At 41.4% G+C, this 19,097-nt stretch carries 15 protein-coding genes, 1 tRNA gene and 2 rRNA genes; all 18 read left to right on the forward strand.

Translation table 11 applies throughout. The annotated features are described in order from the left end of the window. Positions 1-64: 64 nt before the first annotated feature. Positions 65-2,993, forward strand: a 23S ribosomal RNA gene (locus tag H70737_RS00435). A gap of 128 nt (positions 2,994-3,121) precedes the next feature. Next, a 5S ribosomal RNA gene (gene rrf / locus H70737_RS00440) occupies positions 3,122-3,238 on the forward strand. A 431-nt stretch (positions 3,239-3,669) separates the two neighbouring features. After that, positions 3,670-5,127: an IMP dehydrogenase gene (gene guaB / locus H70737_RS00445; RefSeq protein ID WP_042183912.1), complete on the forward strand. Its 1,458-nt coding sequence runs from the start codon at positions 3,670-3,672 to the stop codon at positions 5,125-5,127. 161 nt (positions 5,128-5,288) lie between these two features. Next, positions 5,289-6,635, forward strand: coding sequence for a D-alanyl-D-alanine carboxypeptidase family protein (locus H70737_RS00450; RefSeq protein WP_042193075.1), 1,347 nt, complete (start codon positions 5,289-5,291; stop codon positions 6,633-6,635). 111 nt (positions 6,636-6,746) lie between these two features. Further along, the gene (pdxS, locus tag H70737_RS00455) at positions 6,747-7,628 is read left to right on the forward strand and encodes a pyridoxal 5'-phosphate synthase lyase subunit PdxS (RefSeq protein ID WP_042123186.1); all 882 of its coding nucleotides are present in this window, start codon (positions 6,747-6,749) and stop codon (positions 7,626-7,628) included. A gap of 18 nt (positions 7,629-7,646) precedes the next feature. Next, entirely contained in the window at positions 7,647-8,243 is a 597-nt protein-coding gene (gene pdxT, locus H70737_RS00460) for a pyridoxal 5'-phosphate synthase glutaminase subunit PdxT (RefSeq protein WP_042183914.1), read from the forward strand. Between the two features lie 73 nt (positions 8,244-8,316). Continuing rightward, positions 8,317-9,603 (forward strand): serine--tRNA ligase, encoded by a 1,287-nt coding sequence (serS, locus tag H70737_RS00465; RefSeq protein ID WP_042183916.1) that lies wholly within the window; start codon positions 8,317-8,319, stop codon positions 9,601-9,603. Positions 9,604-9,671: 68 nt separating this feature from the next. Beyond that, positions 9,672-9,760: transfer RNA gene (locus H70737_RS00470), tRNA-Ser, on the forward strand. 134 nt (positions 9,761-9,894) lie between these two features. Then, the gene (locus H70737_RS00475) at positions 9,895-10,947 is read left to right on the forward strand and encodes a tyrosine-type recombinase/integrase (protein WP_042183918.1); all 1,053 of its coding nucleotides are present in this window, start codon (positions 9,895-9,897) and stop codon (positions 10,945-10,947) included. A gap of 576 nt (positions 10,948-11,523) precedes the next feature. After that, a complete protein-coding gene (locus H70737_RS00480) occupies positions 11,524-11,808 on the forward strand; it encodes a hypothetical protein (protein WP_042183920.1) in 285 nt (94 codons plus the stop codon). Positions 11,809-12,133: 325 nt separating this feature from the next. Then, positions 12,134-12,325, forward strand: a complete 192-nt coding sequence (locus tag H70737_RS00485) for a helix-turn-helix transcriptional regulator (RefSeq protein ID WP_042183922.1) — start codon at positions 12,134-12,136, stop codon at positions 12,323-12,325. After that, positions 12,322-13,209: a hypothetical protein gene (locus H70737_RS00490; RefSeq protein ID WP_042183924.1), complete on the forward strand. Its 888-nt coding sequence runs from the start codon at positions 12,322-12,324 to the stop codon at positions 13,207-13,209. Before H70737_RS00485 ends, H70737_RS00490 begins: the two co-directional genes overlap by 4 nt. A gap of 1,239 nt (positions 13,210-14,448) precedes the next feature. Beyond that, positions 14,449-14,574, forward strand: a complete 126-nt coding sequence (locus H70737_RS31440) for a hypothetical protein (RefSeq protein WP_269321789.1) — start codon at positions 14,449-14,451, stop codon at positions 14,572-14,574. 761 nt (positions 14,575-15,335) lie between these two features. Further along, a complete protein-coding gene (locus tag H70737_RS00500; RefSeq protein WP_042183928.1) occupies positions 15,336-16,619 on the forward strand; it encodes a hypothetical protein in 1,284 nt (427 codons plus the stop codon). A gap of 30 nt (positions 16,620-16,649) precedes the next feature. Beyond that, on the forward strand, positions 16,650-17,279 hold the full coding sequence (locus H70737_RS00505) for a hypothetical protein (RefSeq protein WP_042183930.1): 630 nt from the start codon (positions 16,650-16,652) through the stop codon (positions 17,277-17,279). Further along, complete coding sequence (locus tag H70737_RS00510; protein WP_042183932.1) at positions 17,276-18,070, forward strand: toll/interleukin-1 receptor domain-containing protein; 795 nt, start codon at positions 17,276-17,278, stop codon at positions 18,068-18,070. The genes H70737_RS00505 and H70737_RS00510 overlap by 4 nt, the downstream gene beginning before the upstream one ends. Positions 18,071-18,519: 449 nt before the next feature. Beyond that, positions 18,520-18,861, forward strand: coding sequence for a hypothetical protein (locus H70737_RS00515; protein ID WP_042183934.1), 342 nt, complete (start codon positions 18,520-18,522; stop codon positions 18,859-18,861). Positions 18,862-18,873: 12 nt separating this feature from the next. Continuing rightward, entirely contained in the window at positions 18,874-19,026 is a 153-nt protein-coding gene (locus H70737_RS00520) for a small acid-soluble spore protein P (RefSeq protein ID WP_042183936.1), read from the forward strand. Positions 19,027-19,097: the final 71 nt, after the last annotated feature.

Raw genomic sequence — 19,097 nt, forward strand, 5'->3', positions numbered from 1 at the left:
ATCTTTTAGCAACTTGTGTAAACAAGTAAATGTTATTAGTGAGATTTTTCTTAGGAAAAATCAAGGTTAAGCTAATAAGAGCACACGGAGGATGCCTAGGCGCCAGGAGCCGACGAAGGACGTGGCGAACAACGAAACTGCCTCGGGGAGCTGTAAGCAAGCTTTGATCCGGGGGTGTCCGAATGGGGAAACCCAGCTGTGGTAATTCGCAGTTACTCATCTCTGAACACATAGGAGATGTAGAGGCAGACCAGGGGAACTGAAACATCTAAGTACCCTGAGGAAGAGAAAACAATAGTGATTCCGTCAGTAGCGGCGAGCGAACGCGGAACAGCCTAAACCTAAGAGCTTGCTCTTAGGGGTTGTGGGACGTCTCACATGGAGTTACAAAGGAATATGGTAGGTGAAGAGGTCTGGAAAGGCCCGCGATAGAGGTAAAAGCCCTGTAACCTAAACTGTGTTCTCTCCGAGACGGATCCCGAGTAGTGCGGGGCACGTGAAACCCCGTATGAATCCAGCAGGACCATCTGCTAAGGCTAAATACTACCTGGCGACCGATAGTGAAACAGTACCGTGAGGGAAAGGTGAAAAGCACCCCGGAAGGGGAGTGAAATAGAACCTGAAACCGTGTGCTTACAAAAAGTCAGAGCCCTATTAATGGGTGATGGCGTGCCTTTTGTAGAATGAACCGGCGAGTTACGTTTAACATGCAAGGTTAAGTCGAGAAGACGGAGCCGCAGCGAAAGCGAGTCTGAATAGGGCGATTGAGTATGTGGACGTAGACCCGAAACCGTGTGATCTACCCCTGTCCAGGGTGAAGGTGCGGTAACACGCACTGGAGGCCCGAACCCACGCATGTTGAAAAATGCGGGGATGAGGTGGGGGTAGCGGAGAAATTCCAATCGAACTCGGAGATAGCTGGTTCTCCCCGAAATAGCTTTAGGGCTAGCCTCGGTATAAGAGTAGTGGAGGTAGAGCACTGATTGGGTGCGGGGTCCGCAAGGATTACCAAGCTCAGTCAAACTCCGAATGCCATATACTTATTGCCGGGAGTCAGACAGTGAGTGCTAAGATCCATTGTCAAAAGGGAAACAGCCCAGACCATCAGCTAAGGTCCCCAAGTGTGTGTTAAGTGGGAAAGGATGTGGAGTTGCACAGACAACCAGGATGTTGGCTTAGAAGCAGCCACCATTGAAAGAGTGCGTAATAGCTCACTGGTCGAGTGACTCTGCGCCGAAAATGTAACGGGGCTAAACACACCACCGAAGCTATGGCTAGATACGTATGTATCTGGGGTAGGGGAGCGTTGTATGTGGGTTGAAGGTGTACCGTAAGGAGCGCTGGACAGCATACAAGTGAGAATGCCGGTATGAGTAACGAAAAGATCAGTGAGAATCTGATCCGCCGAAAGCCCAAGGTTTCCTGAGGAAGGCTCGTCCGCTCAGGGTAAGTCGGGACCTAAGGCGAGGCCGAAAGGCGTAGTCGAAGGACAACAGTTTGAAATTACTGTACCACCGTAATCCGCTATGAGCGATGGGGTGACGCAGGAGGGTAGTGACGCGGACTGATGGATATGTCCGTCTAAGCAGTGAGGCTGATGTGTAGGCAAATCCGCACATCATTAAGGCTGGGCTGTGATGGGGAGCGAAAATTACAGTAGCGAAGGTCATGATCTCACACTGCCAAGAAAAGCCTCTAGTCAGGAGAAGGTGCCCGTACCGCAAACCGACACAGGTAGGCGAGAAGAGAATTCTAAGGCGCGCGGAAGAACTCTCGTTAAGGAACTCGGCAAAATGACCCCGTAACTTCGGGAGAAGGGGTGCCCCGGTAGTGTGAATAGCACGAGGGGGCCGCAGTGAAAAGGCCCAAGCGACTGTTTAGCAAAAACACAGGTCTGTGCGAAGCCGCAAGGCGAAGTATACGGGCTGACGCCTGCCCGGTGCTGGAAGGTTAAGGGGAGTGGTTAGGGGTAACCCGAAGCTATGAACCGAAGCCCCAGTAAACGGCGGCCGTAACTATAACGGTCCTAAGGTAGCGAAATTCCTTGTCAGGTAAATTCTGACCCGCACGAATGGCGTAACGACTTGGGCGCTGTCTCAACGAGAGATCCGGTGAAATTTTAATACCTGTGAAGATGCAGGTTACCCGCGACAAGACGGAAAGACCCCATGGAGCTTTACTGCAGCTTGATATTGAATTTGGGTACGATCTGTACAGGATAGGTGGGAGCCGTAGAAATCGGAGCGCAAGCTTCGGTGGAGGCGCCGTTGGGATACCACCCTGATCGTATCTAGGTTCTAACCTAGTACCCTAATCGGGTACGGGGACCGTGTCAGGCGGGCAGTTTGACTGGGGCGGTCGCCTCCTAAAGAGTAACGGAGGCGTTCCAAGGTTCCCTCAGAATGGTTGGAAATCATTCGAAGAGTGCAAAGGCATAAGGGAGCTTGACTGCGAGACCTACAAGTCGAGCAGGGACGAAAGTCGGACTTAGTGATCCGGTGGTACCGCATGGAAGGGCCATCGCTCAACGGATAAAAGCTACCCTGGGGATAACAGGCTTATCTCCCCCAAGAGTCCACATCGACGGGGAGGTTTGGCACCTCGATGTCGGCTCATCGCATCCTGGGGCTGAAGTAGGTCCCAAGGGTTGGGCTGTTCGCCCATTAAAGCGGTACGCGAGCTGGGTTCAGAACGTCGTGAGACAGTTCGGTCCCTATCTGTCGTGGGCGCAGGAAATTTGAGAGGAGCTGTCCTTAGTACGAGAGGACCGGGATGGACGTACCGCTGGTGCACCAGTTGTTCCGCCAGGAGCATGGCTGGGTAGCTACGTACGGACGGGATAAGCGCTGAAAGCATCTAAGCGTGAAGCCCCCCTCAAGATGAGATTTCCCAATTAGTAAGACCCCTTGAAGACGACGAGGTAGATAGGTTGGAGGTGGAAGTGCAGTAATGCATGGAGCTGACCAATACTAATCGGTCGAGGGCTTATCCTATACTTAAGACGCAAATTCAATTCGGATTCAGTTTTCAGGCATCAAGCCTGTAACACGCTTAGAAATTCATTCTCACTTCTGGTGATGAACCGAATTTCACGCGGCAGCGTCTGTTTCACAGACGCATGTTTGGTGGCGATAGCGGAGGGGTTCCACGCGTACCCATCCCGAACACGACCGTTAAGCCCTCCAGCGCCGATGGTACTTGGACCGAAGGGTCCTGGGAGAGTAGGACGTTGCCAAGCACGCAAGACCACTGTTGAGTAATCGACAGTGGTCTTTTTGTTATATTATTGAAGAATTCATTAGGGTTTATTTTGAGATACTACATTAGAGATAGGTGTAAGCATTGGTGATGGGTATGGTGGATTGTATAATTTCACCACTAAATGTCCACTCTGTGCGGACAATAGTCCAATAATTCGCTTACGCGGGAGTCGTTTTTTGAATACCTACTCTGATGATGTAATGTTCTTGACAGTCCAAATGCCCTTTGCTAAGATGGCAATAATATATTTTTGGATAAGCATCTCAAACCTAAATTGAAGATATGAACTTGTTCAACTTCCAGATGTACAGAGTTGTCTGTCGTGAATGGACTTAAAGTCGAAGGTTCTTCTTTTATAAAGTTTGTAGGCGGGTATAATTTAAAAACAACCGAGGAGGAATGACCCAGGTGTGGAAAGATAAGTTTGGTAAAGAAGGTCTGACTTTTGATGATGTGCTGCTGGTTCCGCGTAAATCTGAGGTACTGCCGAAGGAAGTAGATTTGACTACAGTTCTAAGTAAGAATGTGAAGTTGAACATCCCGCTTATGAGTGCAGGTATGGACACAGTCACAGAAGCGGCTATGGCCATTGCTATTGCTCGTGAGGGTGGTATCGGGATTATTCACAAGAATATGCCTGTAGAGCAGCAAGCGGAAGAAGTGGATCGTGTAAAGCGTTCCGAGAGCGGAGTTATTACTAACCCATTCTCTCTTTCAGCAGAACATCTGGTATCCGATGCTGAACTGCTGATGGGTAAATATCGTATTTCCGGAGTACCGATTGTAGACAATGACAACAAACTGGTCGGTATTCTGACTAATAGAGATTTACGTTTTATTCATGACTTTAATATTCCAATCAAAGAAGTTATGACACATGAGAATCTCGTGACTGCTGCTGTAGGAACGACACTTCAAGAAGCAGAAGGCATCTTACAACGTCATAAAATTGAGAAATTGCCGCTGGTGGACGAGAATAACGTTCTTAAGGGCCTAATCACAATTAAAGATATCGAGAAGGCGATTCAGTTCCCTAACGGAGCGAAAGATGCACAGGGTCGCTTACTGGTTGGAGCAGCTGTTGGTATCTCTAAAGATACATTCGAGCGTACTGCAGCGTTAGTGAAATCAGGTGTGGATTTGATCGTCGTCGATTCTGCACATGGTCACCACATTAATATTATTGAAGCGGTTCGCCAAATTCGTGAGTTGTATCCTGATCTTACAATTGTTGCTGGTAACGTGGCTACAGGTGAAGCAACCCGTGAACTTATTGAAGCTGGAGCTTCTGTAGTTAAAGTAGGTATTGGACCTGGATCTATCTGTACAACACGAGTTATCGCTGGTATCGGTGTTCCGCAGGTTACAGCCATTTATGATTGTGCAACGGTTGCTCGTGAGTACGGAGTTCCTATCATCGCTGACGGTGGAATCAAGTACTCCGGTGAAATCACGAAGGCTATTGCCGCTGGTGCTCATGCAGTAATGATGGGAAGTATGTTTGCGGGTACAGAAGAAAGCCCAGGAGAATCGGAGCTTTATCAAGGCCGTAAATTTAAAGTATATCGTGGTATGGGCAGTATGAGTGCCATGAAACAAGGTAGTAAGGATCGTTATTTCCAGGATGACGATAAGAAGCTTGTTCCTGAAGGAATTGAGGGTCGTATCGCTTTTAAAGGGCCTCTTTCGGATACCGTTCATCAATTGATTGGCGGATTGCGTTCGGGTATGGGCTACTGTGGGACCAAGTCACTCGAAGAACTTCGGAATGACACTTCTTTCATTCGCATCACAAGTGCTGGACTTCGCGAAAGCCATCCACATGATGTGCAAATTACGAAAGAAGCTCCAAACTATTCCGTGTAATGGACTAGAAAGACTATTTTTTGGACAGACAGGACTATTTCGTCCTGTCTGTCTTTTTTTGCGTGTACCCCTGTGTTAGAATAGAACAAGCTATTGATATGAGGTTTAAAGGAGAGTAGTAATCATTGAAGCACAAACAGAAATTTAACGGTAAGCAATTTATGATTAAGACAGTCACAGTAGGTCTACTTTTAAATATGTTAGTTTCCACTCCGCTTCCGGCATTCGCTGAGGAAGGTACGACTACGACAATACAGGCTGGTACTGCAACTAAGACAACTCAGAAAGCAGTAAAGATCCCTTCTGTGGAATCACTGGGTCTAAATTTGAAATCAGCGGTTCTAATAGAACCAACAACAGGTGAAATTCTTCTATCTATGAATGCAGATGAGGCTTTGCCTCCAGCTAGTATGACTAAGATGATGACAGAGTATCTTGTAGCAGAAGCGGTGAAGACTGGACAGCTTTCATGGGATCAAAAAGTCATAGTGGGGGAAAATGCGTCTAAACAGGTTGGATCACGTATTTTTCTAGCGGAAAATGACGAGCATACGGTTGAAGAGCTGTACATAGCAATGGCTGTCGGATCTGCAAATGATGCTACAGTAGCTTTGGCAGAACTAGTTTCCGGATCAGAATTGGAATTCGTAGAGCTAATGAATCAGACTGCCCAGAAGATGGGGATGAAAACTGCCTATTTTGTTAATTCTACTGGATTAGACAAAGCTGACATGCCTAAGAAGTTCCGCTCAACTGATAAGAAAGAAAACGTAATGTCAGCGATGGATGCTGCTATTCTTGCCAAATATATCGTTACTGATCATCCTGATTTTAATAGATTTACAACGGTTCAGTCGTATAAGTTCCGTGAACGTGATACCGCACCAATGATTAACTTTAACTGGATGTTGGAAGCTAACAAGAGTATCCAGAATTTTAAGGCTTATGCTTATGAGGGATTGGATGGTTTGAAAACAGGCCATACCGCTAGAGCAAAATATTGTTTTGCAGGTACAGCTGTACGTGATGGCATGCGTCTGATAAGTGTAGTAATGGGGGCTAATACAGAGCCACACCGTTTTACAGAGACGAAGAAAGTACTTGATTTCGGATTTAATAATTTTGAAATCAAACAGGTCGTGGCCCCTAAAGCAGTGATAGCCGGCAACGAAACCGTGCCAGTTCTTAAAGGGAAAAATAAAAAGGTGTCTGTAGTTACGGATGAAGCTGTTTCGTTTATCGTCCCTAAGGGAACAACCTCCCCTCAAATTAAAACAACTGTTGAAATAAATGATCCAGCAACCTTAGTTGCTCCTATAGAACAATCTGCTAAAGTGGGTAAGGTTACTTATTCCTACCAAGTTGAAGGCATGTCTGATGTTCAGCAGAAGACAGTTAATCTGATTACTGCTGAAGAAGCGGAGAAAGCCGGTTGGTTCAGTTTATTCCTTAGAGCCATTGGAGATTTCTTCGGCGATTTATTTACAGGGATCAAGAACTTGTTCTAATGAATTTAGCATCGAAAATTGCGTTAAATCCGAGTAAGTGGATTGTATATTTCCCTTCATTGGGGTAAAATTACAAGTTAGATTAAGATAGATCATTCGGGGGGCTAGGACATGGAAACTGGAACATCGCGAGTTAAAAGAGGCATGGCAGAAATGCAAAAAGGCGGCGTCATTATGGACGTCATGAATGCAGAACAAGCAAAAATTGCTGAGGCTGCGGGTGCAGTAGCTGTTATGGCATTGGAACGCGTGCCTTCTGATATTCGCGCAGCTGGCGGTGTAGCACGGATGGCCGATCCTACAATTGTAGAAGAAGTTATCAAAGTGGTAAGTATCCCTGTTATGGCTAAGGCTCGTATTGGCCATTACGTAGAAGCAAAGGTTCTGGAATCCTTGGGTGTCGACTATTTGGATGAGAGTGAAGTTCTTACTCCTGCTGATGAAGTCTTCCATATTAATAAACGTGAGTTCACTGTTCCGTTCGTATGTGGAGCTAAAGACTTGGGTGAAGCCTTGAGACGTATTAACGAAGGTGCATCCATGATCCGTACGAAAGGTGAACCAGGAACAGGAAATATTGTTGAAGCAGTGCGTCATATGCGCTTTATCAATAGTCAAATCCGCAAAGTAACTAATTTGTCCAAGGATGAGCTATATAATGAAGCTAAGAACCTGGGAGTTCCTTACGAGCTACTGCTTGAAGTGCATGAGCTTGGTAAGCTGCCGGTTGTTAACTTTGCTGCTGGCGGTGTAGCAACTCCTGCCGATGCTGCCCTGATGATGCATCTAGGTGCGGATGGTGTGTTTGTAGGCTCAGGTATTTTTAAATCGGACAACCCTGAGAAATTTGCCCGTGCGATCGTTGAAGCCACTACACACTATACTGATTACAAACTGATTGCAGAAGTATCTAAGAACCTTGGCGCACCAATGAAGGGGATTGATATTGCAACTCTAACCCCGGCTGAACGTATGTCGGAGCGTGGCCGTTAATAGAGAGAAGGTTGCCGGATGAAAATAGGAGTGCTGGCGCTTCAAGGCGCAGTTACGGAGCATATTGTTAGTATAGAGAAGACCGGAGCAGTGGGCGTACCTATCAAGCGAGTAGAGCAGCTTGAGGAGGTTGATGGCCTAATTATTCCTGGTGGTGAGAGTACAACGATCGGTAAACTGATGCGAAAATATGGCTTCATCGAAGCGATACGTGATTTCTCCAATCAGGGTAAGCCGATTTTTGGAACATGCGCGGGTATGATTATTCTGGCCAAACAAATTGCCGGCGGCGAACCAGGGCATTTGGAGCTAATGGATATTAAGGTGGCTCGGAATGCATTCGGTCGTCAACGGGAAAGCTTTGAATGTGATCTGGAGGTTAAAGGAATTGATGAGCCGGTTCGTGCTGTTTTTATACGTGCACCGCTTATCAACGAGGTAGGCCCGGATGTAGATGTGCTTACAGTCTATAATGATGAGATTGTAACTGCACGGGAGGGTAACCTGCTGGTGTCTTCTTTTCATCCAGAATTGACCGATGATTTCAGACTGCATCAATATTTTGCTGATATGGTAGAGGCTACTAGGCAAGTGCAACAACAGAATCGCATATAAGAACATTCTGACTCTTTCAAAGCTGTAAGCAGCAATTTGAAAGAGTTTAGGCTGTTTTCAGGAGGGAAACTTTGTGTTAGACGTAAAAGTATTACGCAGTGATTACACTCGAGTTGAACAAGCCTTAGAGAAACGGGGTAAATCACTGGATTTAATTGCTGATTTTCCACAACTTGATCTACGCAGACGTGAATTACTGCAAGAAACAGAAGGTCTTAAGAACCGTCGTAATACGGTATCTGGTGAAGTAGCGAAGAAGAAAAAGAATGGTGAGCCAGCAGATGACCTAATTGCAGAAATGCGTACGGTATCTGACCGAATTAAAGAGCTTGATGACGAAGTGCGTGAATTGGAAGTTCAGATTGCTGAACTTACTATGAGTATTCCGAATATTCCTCATGATTCAGTTCCAGTTGGTAAATCTGAGGATGATAACGTAGAATTGCGTCGCTGGTCGGAGCCAAAGGAATTCGGATTTACTCCGAAATCACATTGGGAGCTTGCGCAGCAGCTTGATATTATTGATTTTGAAGCTGCAGCGAAGGTTACGGGATCTCGGTTTGTTTTTTATAAAGGACTGGGAGCACGCTTAGAGCGGGCGCTTATTAACTTTATGATGGATCTGCACAGTGGTGAGCATAACTATGAAGAAATGCTGCCGCCATACATTGTGAATAAAGACAGCTTGTACGGAACGGGGCAACTTCCTAAGTTTGAGGAAGATCTGTTTAAGTTACGTGATACTGAATACTATTTGATTCCTACAGCGGAAGTACCTGTAACCAACTACTATCGCGAAGAGATTTTGACAGCAGCAGATCTACCTAAGTATCATGTAGCTTACAGCTCTTGTTTCCGTTCTGAGGCGGGTTCAGCTGGCCGTGATACTCGCGGTCTGATCCGTCAGCATCAATTCAACAAGGTAGAGCTGGTGAAGCTTACTACTCCTGAATCCTCTTATGAGGAGTTAGAAAAAATGACAGCAGATGCTGAGCGTGTGCTGCAGCTTCTTGGATTGCCTTATCGCGTACTTGGGCTATGTACAGCTGATATGGGCTTTACATCGGCTAAGACGTACGATTTGGAAGTATGGCTGCCTGAGAGTGGAATGTACCGTGAGATCTCTTCTTGCTCGAATACGGAGGACTTCCAAGCGCGTCGGGCAAATATTCGTTTCCGTAAAGATCCGAAATCCAAACCTGAATTTGTTCATACACTGAACGGATCTGCTTTGGCTGTTGGGCGTACTGTTGCAGCAATTCTTGAGAATTATCAGCAAGAGGATGGTAGTGTTCTGATTCCAGAATGTCTACAACCGTATATGCGCAATGTAAAATCGATCCAACCTAAAACTATTTAAGAAAATAGTTGCTTTTTCTTCGCACCATATGGTACAATTACTAATGCATGTGAAATTTATATGCATTTGGAGAGGTACCGAAGCGGTCATAACGGGGCGGTCTTGAAAACCGTTAGGGTGCAAGCCCACATGGGTTCGAATCCCATCCTCTCCGCCATTCCTTTACAAATGCACACCGCATAAGGCTTTGCGGTGATTATGATTGAAACGCACTAGACTGTTGAACAACGGTCTGGTGCGTTTTTTTGTGTTCGTGACCGTTAGAGAAAAATCTAACGGGAGGTACTCAATATGAATGTGAACACAGGAAAAACAGCCCATAAACGGGGGCAAAGAAAGAATAATTTAGACATCCCTCAGCGGTTATTAGACCGCCTTACTCCTTCGGTCTTGGAAACGCCCCGCTCCACGCTTCAAGAAGCCGAGAAACCTCGCCCTGAGACGTTGACACTGGACAAGCTATTTAACCGCTACTATGCCGCACGGCAAGCGGCAGGAGCAGCAGAACGCACCTTAGAAGACTACAGGAAGCATATGAACTGGTTTCGACATTTCTTGGCATCGGAGTACAGCGGTCTAGATAACTTTGTACCTAACCGTGATGTCATTCGTGTATGGATTTCATCTATGTTGACGTTACAAAAGTTGAAACCTTCGACAATAAATATCAGATTACGTACAGTTAAGGCAATGTTCAATTGGGCTATAAGTGAAGGGATTATTAGAGAATCCCCTTTTGAGAATGTAGAATTATTGAAAGTACCTGAAGAAGACTTCCAAGTAATTTCAAAGGCACAGGAACGGAAGCTTTTTAATTGCTGTGAATTGACTACCTACTTAGGACTGCGTGATGCATTATTGATGTCTTTTCTGCTTGATACAGGAGTACGTATTGGGGAGTGTATGAGAATATTTGTAGAGGAAGTTGATTTACAGAACCGCTCTGCTTCCGTACGTGCAGAATCAGCTAAAACTAGAAAAGCGCGAACAGTTTACTTTGGAGTAAGAACCCAAGAGCTATTGGTTATTTACCTCGCTTGGCATGAGATGAACGGACAAGCTCCAAATTTATTTTTAAATGAATATGGTCAGCCATTAGATAAGAATTGGGCAACCAGATGTATTAGCTACATCGGGAAGAAGGCTAAGATTACGGGGGTTCGTATAAGCCCTCACACATTCCGACATACATTTGCTACTCGTTATATAAAGGCAACAGGCGACCCTTTTTCATTACGACGATTACTCGGACATTCATCAATGGAAATGGTCAACCGTTATGTTAATCAGGATGTTGCTGATGTTCGTGAGCAATATGAGAAGTTTATGAACAGAGGGGACTGAACGATGCTTACGGTCTAAGGTATGGTTGGGAAGAAGGCGTAACTGCCACCCGAACTTCTGGGCATTGTCAGAAAGCATATAAGCGATGCTGTAGATTAATTTGATGAGCACTACAAAGGGTACCGTTAACGTTATTTTTTGTTGTATAATATGGGAGGGAATACCACTTATATTATAAGTTATATTATAACTTCATTACCCCCTTACTAAAAATAAGGGGGTGTTTTGCTATATTTTCAAGCAATATTCTTAACCATTTTGATGCCAACCTGGGGAATGGAATTAAAGAATTTTTAAAAACTTATTGGTTTGTAATTGGAATGCTATTTGGTGCCATATTGTATCTGATTGAACAAAAGTTTAAGAAATAACTTTGAGGAAGGGCACGATTGAAGCAAGAGAACAAAATCATTGGAATTGAGGAATACAGAAGGATAAAGACCTTTAGAAAATATTCTAAACCAAAGCCTATTAAGAAACTGACAGCAGAAAAAATGAAGTCGTCAAATGAGAAGAAAAGACGAGAAGATTGAGAAAGATGCGGAACATCAAACATGATTAATAGGAGTGAGGGTTATGAGTTCTATAAAGCCGTTAGAGCACATTATCGAAGATGAAAAAGCTTTGAGGTTATTGGAGATGGTTGGTGAGTATTTTCGGTATATTGATGAAGCTCGGACAACATTAGATGATATGACAATCATGCTCAGAGATATAATTTTAGAGCCTTACAAATGCATAGGACAACCATACAATGCTGGCGTCGAGTTATTTTACGGTTTAAATAGGCTCGCACTAGGAAAGGATACAAAAGAAGAGTTCGTTGAATTTGTTGAAAAGTGGAAGCAAAAGCAGGGCTAATATTTATCTTTCCCGCCGCCGCAAATTCCTCGGAAGTCAGTAGGAAAGAGAAGACTGTACTTATCCTTAAAATCTAATATTTGATTGTATAGGCGACTTTCTAAATGGAGGTCGTCTTTTTTTGTTTCCGCAACTTTGGCAGTATCAGCATTCCACATGTTTTGTTCCCGTCTCCCTCTCCAGCATCCATTATGAGTTTAAATTTCATTCGACTAAGTGGGGATTTTTGAAGCTGTCTTCCTAAATATATAGATGTGTCCGAACAAGGCATAATAGGTCAGAATCAAAGCTCTATTATATTAGATTAATCAAAGGAGAAGTGGTAATGGAAAGTTTAGTGAGTTCAAAAGTAGTGTGTGAGAGGTACGACATTTCTAAGCGTACGCTATGCAGATGGAAACTTGAGGGATTACCTTCAGTCAAATTATCATACAACATGGTTAGGTATCAGCTTAAAGAAGTGGCTAAATGGATTGAAGCTAATAAAGTTATGGCGGCAGGAGCAGGAAAAGAATGACTATAGCGCGTGAGCTACTCGAAGAAGCAGACAAAAGATTAAAGAGAAGTAGAGTTAATAGAGTAATAGATGGGAATGGGGAAGAACGAACCGATTGCATAGTAATAACTCCTGAGATGCGGGAAGCGGCTAGAAGGAGGGGGAAGCTGGAGACTTACAGGAACAGGACGGAAAATCCATTTACAATGGTGAATATGGAAGGGGCAAGACAAGTAGCGACAATGGGAAGGTTGAGTACAAAGGAGTTGGGGTATTTCTTGGTGCTTCAATCATATATAGGTTATGACAACATGCTTAAAATGTCGTTAGATGCAAGAAAACCTATGACGGAGAAGGGACTAGCGGAAGTACTAAGGATAAGAGATAAGAGAACATATTCCAACTTGCTCAGAAAGTTCATGGAACTAGGCTTAATACAAAGCCAGAGGGTTTCTTTATTTAAGAAAGAATATGAAGCGCTTTACATCAGTAAAGCCTATTGCCTAAGGGGAACAAGCAAAGAGAACAAGCTAGTCAAGATTTTCATCGAAGCTATGCATGAACTGTACTGTCAGCAGGATATAAAGCCCGCTGATATTGGTTTCTTATATCGCATACTCCCATATATGCACTTTGAAAGTAATCACCTTGTAAGGCATCCTTACGAAAAGGATTTATCCAGTGCAGAAGCACTATCTCTAAGGGATGTAGTAGAAATCACTGGTATGGATGAAAAGAATGTCAAGGAACATCTTAGAATTAAGCTGTCTGGCGAGCATGTTTTTGGCTCGTTTAAGGCTGGCAAGAACAGTGTTTACAAAGTCAATCCATCATTATTCTATCGAGGTATTGCATCGCAACTAGTGAAAGCAGACTTTACTTTGACGGAACAGAGCCGTAATTAATGCGCTGTTCCTGTACCATGTACCGGAAAGTGATATTCACAAATTTTATAAGAGGAAATGCAATCTCAATCGAGGGGTATTTTTGCAGGAATATTGAACAACCGAGGGGTGTTTTTGCAAACTTTAAAGTGGTCTCAGCCTTAGAGCCATAAGGGTTTCAGGGATTTCCCAAAAGTAGTATCTCTCTTATCTTAGAAGATATATATAATTATTAAAGTTATAACCTTAGGCAAAGGTGTTAGGTTGGTTATTACCCAAAACAAACTTTTTACCGTGAAGCGAAGCAAGCAATCGTCAATCTTATTCAATATGTTCTTCTTGACGATTCAAATTATAGGCATTAGCAAAGAATATATAGCTGAGATAATGATATAAAATATATATGTTTGAAGTACCCAGCCATCTTAGTTGATTGGTTAGGGTACTTAAATATATGCCGCATGTATAAAATCAAATTTAAATTGGCAGAGAAATAGACAATATGACGTAATAATATCAAAATTATACTCTGCTTGCCAATGGATAAAATATATCTTATGCAAGTCGTCGTCTAAATCTAAGCGCTCACGTAATCACTCCTATTGGTGGCGGGCGCTAAGATTCAGATAGAAGGATGTTATGAGCTTGTCAAAATATTGCCAACCAGAATACTGCCAACCAGAATGTTGCTTAGCAGAATTTTGCCACTGGAACCGATGGATACATAATCATAGGCAGTTCTTTATCATCAAGCTATGCGACCTTGAAGTAGGAGAAATTATAATCATCTAGCCATGCCCATGCTAAGGCACTAAGCTAAGATAATTAAATCACTAAGCTGTATAGCTTGTGATTTATAGTAGCACAATTCAATATAAACAGATTTGCACATAAACAGCATAAATCGAATGCGAGTAGGAAGTTATGACTATGTATCCCAATTCGTGTACTTCATATATAGAGAGGAGTATCTCCTCTCCGTACGTTTTTATTAAATAGAAGGAGAAGATTCATATTATAGAGCTGAAATTAATTAGAGAAGAAATTCTAGACGATATTAGGGTACTGACTGTTAAAAATCCTATGGTAATGAACCATCACAGAGTTAACTATGTTGACTTACAAAGCATATCTAGGGTGACGGGGCTATCAGAAGCAGACATCATAAAAGTCGCCGATAATGATATAGGGGTGAGAAACTCCATTGACTATATAAGGTCATTTGAAGGAAAAAAAGTAAGAATAATTAGAGCTAGATGTATGCCAATGCTATTCCAGTTGCTCAATATTAGCAGGATGGGAGAACATATGGCTGAAGCTAAGAGGGCTGTTTTGAAGGCATTGGAGGGAGCGGAACCAGAGATTGGCGGTGATTATGTTGGATAATATCAAACGAGTTACATTTAGCATAACCGCTGCTCAAGACAAATTCATCGAATTGTATGCGTTAGCTACAGGGTTAGGTAAGTCAGAGGTTATAAGGGATTTTCTTGATGATGCGGTTTGTAAAAATAGAGGTTTCATAAATAAGCACCTATTGTGAGAAATGAATAACATTAAGGTAAAGTAGGTTAAACACTTATAGTAGAGTGATGCCCTACTTTTTTTATGTCATATCGGCTCGTCCAGAAGCATGTGAAATTCATGGTGTCCAAGCTTATATAAAAACTGCCCCGTTTTTTTTGGTGTCGCCGATTTGCATATATTATCGGAAGTCCATTTTTCTAGTTTAGACCCCCCACCCCAATGAAATAGGAAGGAGGAAATACTTTATATGAGTAAAGCAACCCTTATACAGAGCCGTTTTTAATGGATGAACCTGCCTAAGTCTCATTTCGGTGGTCGGTGGTGGAAGGGCTCAATATCCCCCCTTCATTATATATAGACGGGTTCCGATAAGGTATATTATCAGTAGTATTCCTTCTCAGTATCGTAATAGCAGATATCATTTATATTTATATGAAGATAGTTCATTTGCAATTTAAAGCTTCATTTAACAGATTATAAAAAATACCAAAACGGGAACTCTTGTTCTATTTTTATTATTATGATATATTATTTATGGAAAAATATTGATGATTTGCTTGTTGGATTATGAGATAATATACCTACATTCCATTAGAAGACAGGAAGAAGGACTTATAACAATGGCAAATCCCGAAAAATCAATGCTAATTGTAGAAACTGGAACTAAGGACAATCATAAAAAAATCATAAAAGAAGACGAACAAGAACGTGCTAGTCAGTCGAAACAACACCTGAAGCCATCTTTAGATGAAATTACAACCTTCAGACATGCTTTAAAACTATTAAATCAGCGCGAATTAACTTCTATAATAAATAAAAATAAAATCAAACTGCCATCTGATGCAGAAAAGTTTAGCGAAATTGTTTATGCTCTTGAAAGGAGCTTCGGTGAGGGAATCCTGTCCAAAGAAATTTTCCATCAGTTCAGACAAGCGGCATTTAATCCGGATTTGGACACAACAGATGGTTTCTTTATGTCATTTAATTATAAATTCGAGGATATGAGCGAAAATTTACTAAATAGTAAAATTTCGGAATGGAAAAAGGCCACTAAGCAGAAAAAAAGTTCGGAAAGGGAATCCTTTGATGCAGAGATTAAGTTATTAGATTCAGGCTCTAATTCTAAAGGAAGTCTTTTTAAATTCACAAGAAAAAACGAGAGATTTATTTATAACAATCAGAATATGTTAAGTAAAAATTATTTTGAGATACAACAGGTTGTTGTGGAGATATACTTTGATAAACAAATTGTATATTTTCAGACATCTAACTCAGTAAAATTTCATTCTATAAAAACTATTGTATTAAACTTTCTTAGATTTTTAGCTGATGATGAACATATAAAAATTAAGCTATCTGCGCCTACGATGAGTAAACTACTAAAATTTGCAATGAGTGAAAATGGACGGTCAGCTAAAGTTTATGACAACATTAACCCTAACACAATAAAATTACTGGACTTGTTTTTGGAAATTGAAAATTCAAGAAGTTTCAGTAGTTTTCAATGCGTCGATATTAAATTTGACCACGAAGATTCAATGAATAAGGATTTGAAGGATAGAATTAAAAGTCAGGCTTATGGTTGTGACATTGGCGATTTGTTTAATAAGTCGGAAGTCAAGGTGCATATACTTAGTAACCGAGTTATTCTTCAAATTGAGTTTAGAATTGTTTATACGACTTATGATGCAGAGGAAGTCCCGCTGAAACACACAATTTTGGCGGGAATTGTTAATGATAAAAGTAAGGCAAATGCATTAAGAATTTATATTGAAAATAATGAACATACTATTAAAGATATTATTAAGGATGCATACAAAGATTTAAAAGATGTTTTTATGGGAAGTTTAATGGACAGTAACTTGAAAAATGAGGAAAAGATTAAAAAAATGTTAGGGATTTAATATCCGATTATTGAAAAGAGAAGTGGGAATATGAATGAATCGATAGTGTTCCATTTTAAAATGCTCAGAGAAAATAAAAAAAATATCATTCATTTCTTAAATCATCTAAAAAAAAGTTATAACAGCAAAGTTTGTATTAAACAAAACGAATTTGAGAAAGAATTTATTTCGGTTTCATCTGAAAATATCGTATTGTTACTGTTTGATAGTATTTTTTGGATAATATTAAAAGACAAAACATACAATAATCAGTATGAAGAGCATCTTAAGGTGGTTGATTCGTTACCAGATTGTCTAATGCCTGTTCAACTAACAAATAAGAAAATGGTTCAGTATTTTTTTGAACACGATTTTAGTAATAATTTACTGGAAATGTTTATTGATGGTGATGACGAATATGAGTATTTTGACAAACTCTTAATTTATGGGGAAGGGCTAAATTATTCGAGTGAGTATAAGCAAGCTTTGAAAATACCCGAGGTTAACTTTGAGTACATCAAATTACAACCTAAAAATAGCAATTCAGTCGTAACTTTTTGGAATAATAATCATCTAGATGTGGATGGTAACGCTAGTATTAATGATACATTAAGTGTCGCGCGCTCATTTAATCGCTACTTTCAAAATTATCTTATAGAAAATGAGGAACTTTTTACATGAGGAAGATTTCAATCACGGTTCAGGATAATAATGAAACACACGTTAAATTGACTAACCATGAGAACCATCATATTAAAGATGGTATATCAATTGATTTCTGTTTCACAAATAATATTCATGACAGAGAAATAAAATATGTGGTTAATGAGATAATTAAAACAAAAGATTGGATTTCGAATGAGAACGATATTTACTTCATTGACTTAAACAAACTTGGGCTTGCTTATCCCTCGATATTTAATCAATGCCAATGGATGAATGGTTTAATAAGTGTTACACCTATTTATGAAGATGGTTTAAATGATGTCCGGTTTTTTAGTTTGACTATCTCAGAAGATGAAATACGTGAAAAAGCTCCGAGAAAAGTTTTTTTAAGCCATAAAGGAGCTAATAAGCCTTTAGTTAGGAAATATTATCAGCTTTTAAAAGAACTTGGGTTTGACCCATGGATAGACGAAGAAGATATGCCTGCTGGAGCTCAATTAATGAGGTCTATTCGACAAGGTTTCAAACAGTCTTGTGCTGTAGTGTTTTTTATCACTCCGGAATTTAAGGATGAAAAATATTTAGAAAAAGAAATTAATTATGCTATAAATGAACAACTGAACAGAAAGCAGTTTACTATTATTACACTACAGTTTGAAGATGAACAAGGTAATAAAGGGTTGATACCAGAAATGTTAGAAGATTATGTTTGGAAAACCCCACGGACAGAACTGGAAGCGTTCAAAGAGATTATTAAATCTCTTCCAATTAAAGTTGGACAAACAATATGGAAAATAGAAAGATGATTTGTATAACAGACAGTGGCTTTTCATAAGGTTTATCTTCTGCGTAAGTATGAGACTTTTCTAAGTTGACTACATATGTATAAAAATAATACAATCAACTTATCCAACGGTCACGTACCGAAATCAACGTTTTAACTCAGACCGCCGTAGCGGTTCAACAATAAAGTGCCATGAAGCCAATCAGCATAAGGGATTGCGGGATTTTACAGCTAGGGGCGGTCTTGAAAACCGTTAGGGTGCAAGCCCACATGGGTTCGAATCCCATCCTCTCCGCCATTCCTTTATGAACTTTAAGAAATAAGCAGATAGAAACCGTCTCCTTTGGAGGCGGTTTTTTTGTTGTGCTTGAACTGGTACAGTTTTAGTTATTGTTTGATGAACCTAGTTCCATTGAGAATAAAAAGATTGATTTCTCCGCAATGTATTAGAGAAGGAGGATGATCATAATTATGGACAGACAATTGGAAGTAGATCAGCATAATCTTGTCTCGGCCTGGCAAGAACGCCTGCCTGCGTTAATGGAGGATGGGGACAGTTTCAATGTACTAGCGGATGATGGTGATCCGAATAGTCTGCTTATTCATTTTAATGCAGCAGGACGTCAAGGATACTCACTTGATTTTCGTTGCAGGTATGTAGATAGCAGGGAGGTCGCTGTTGATCTGCTTGATGTGGAGCAGAGTGGAATTCATATTGATGAGCATAGTGATGCAGTACAGCTATTAGCACAGCAGTATTCACGGCAAATTCACGAATGTGCTCAGGCTCTACAGAATATAACTAATCCTTAGGAGGAATGAACAATGTCAAAGCCAAAAAGTATTCCAGTTCCTGGGGCACAGCCCAACGATGGCCAGCGTAGAAAGGAGCATAATTCTTCTGCACCAGAACCACTTTCTGGCTCTAAAAAGGTGAAGCAGGCTAATCATGTAGACCATCATAATCCGCAAGGATAACAAATAAAAACAATAAGAATTATAAAGAAGTGTTTCTTGATTTTTACAAATAGTTTATGATAAGTGGGGGG

It is taken from the genome of Paenibacillus sp. FSL H7-0737 (assembly GCF_000758545.1).
In the GTDB taxonomy this organism is placed as follows: Bacteria; Bacillota; Bacilli; order Paenibacillales; family Paenibacillaceae; genus Paenibacillus_AQ.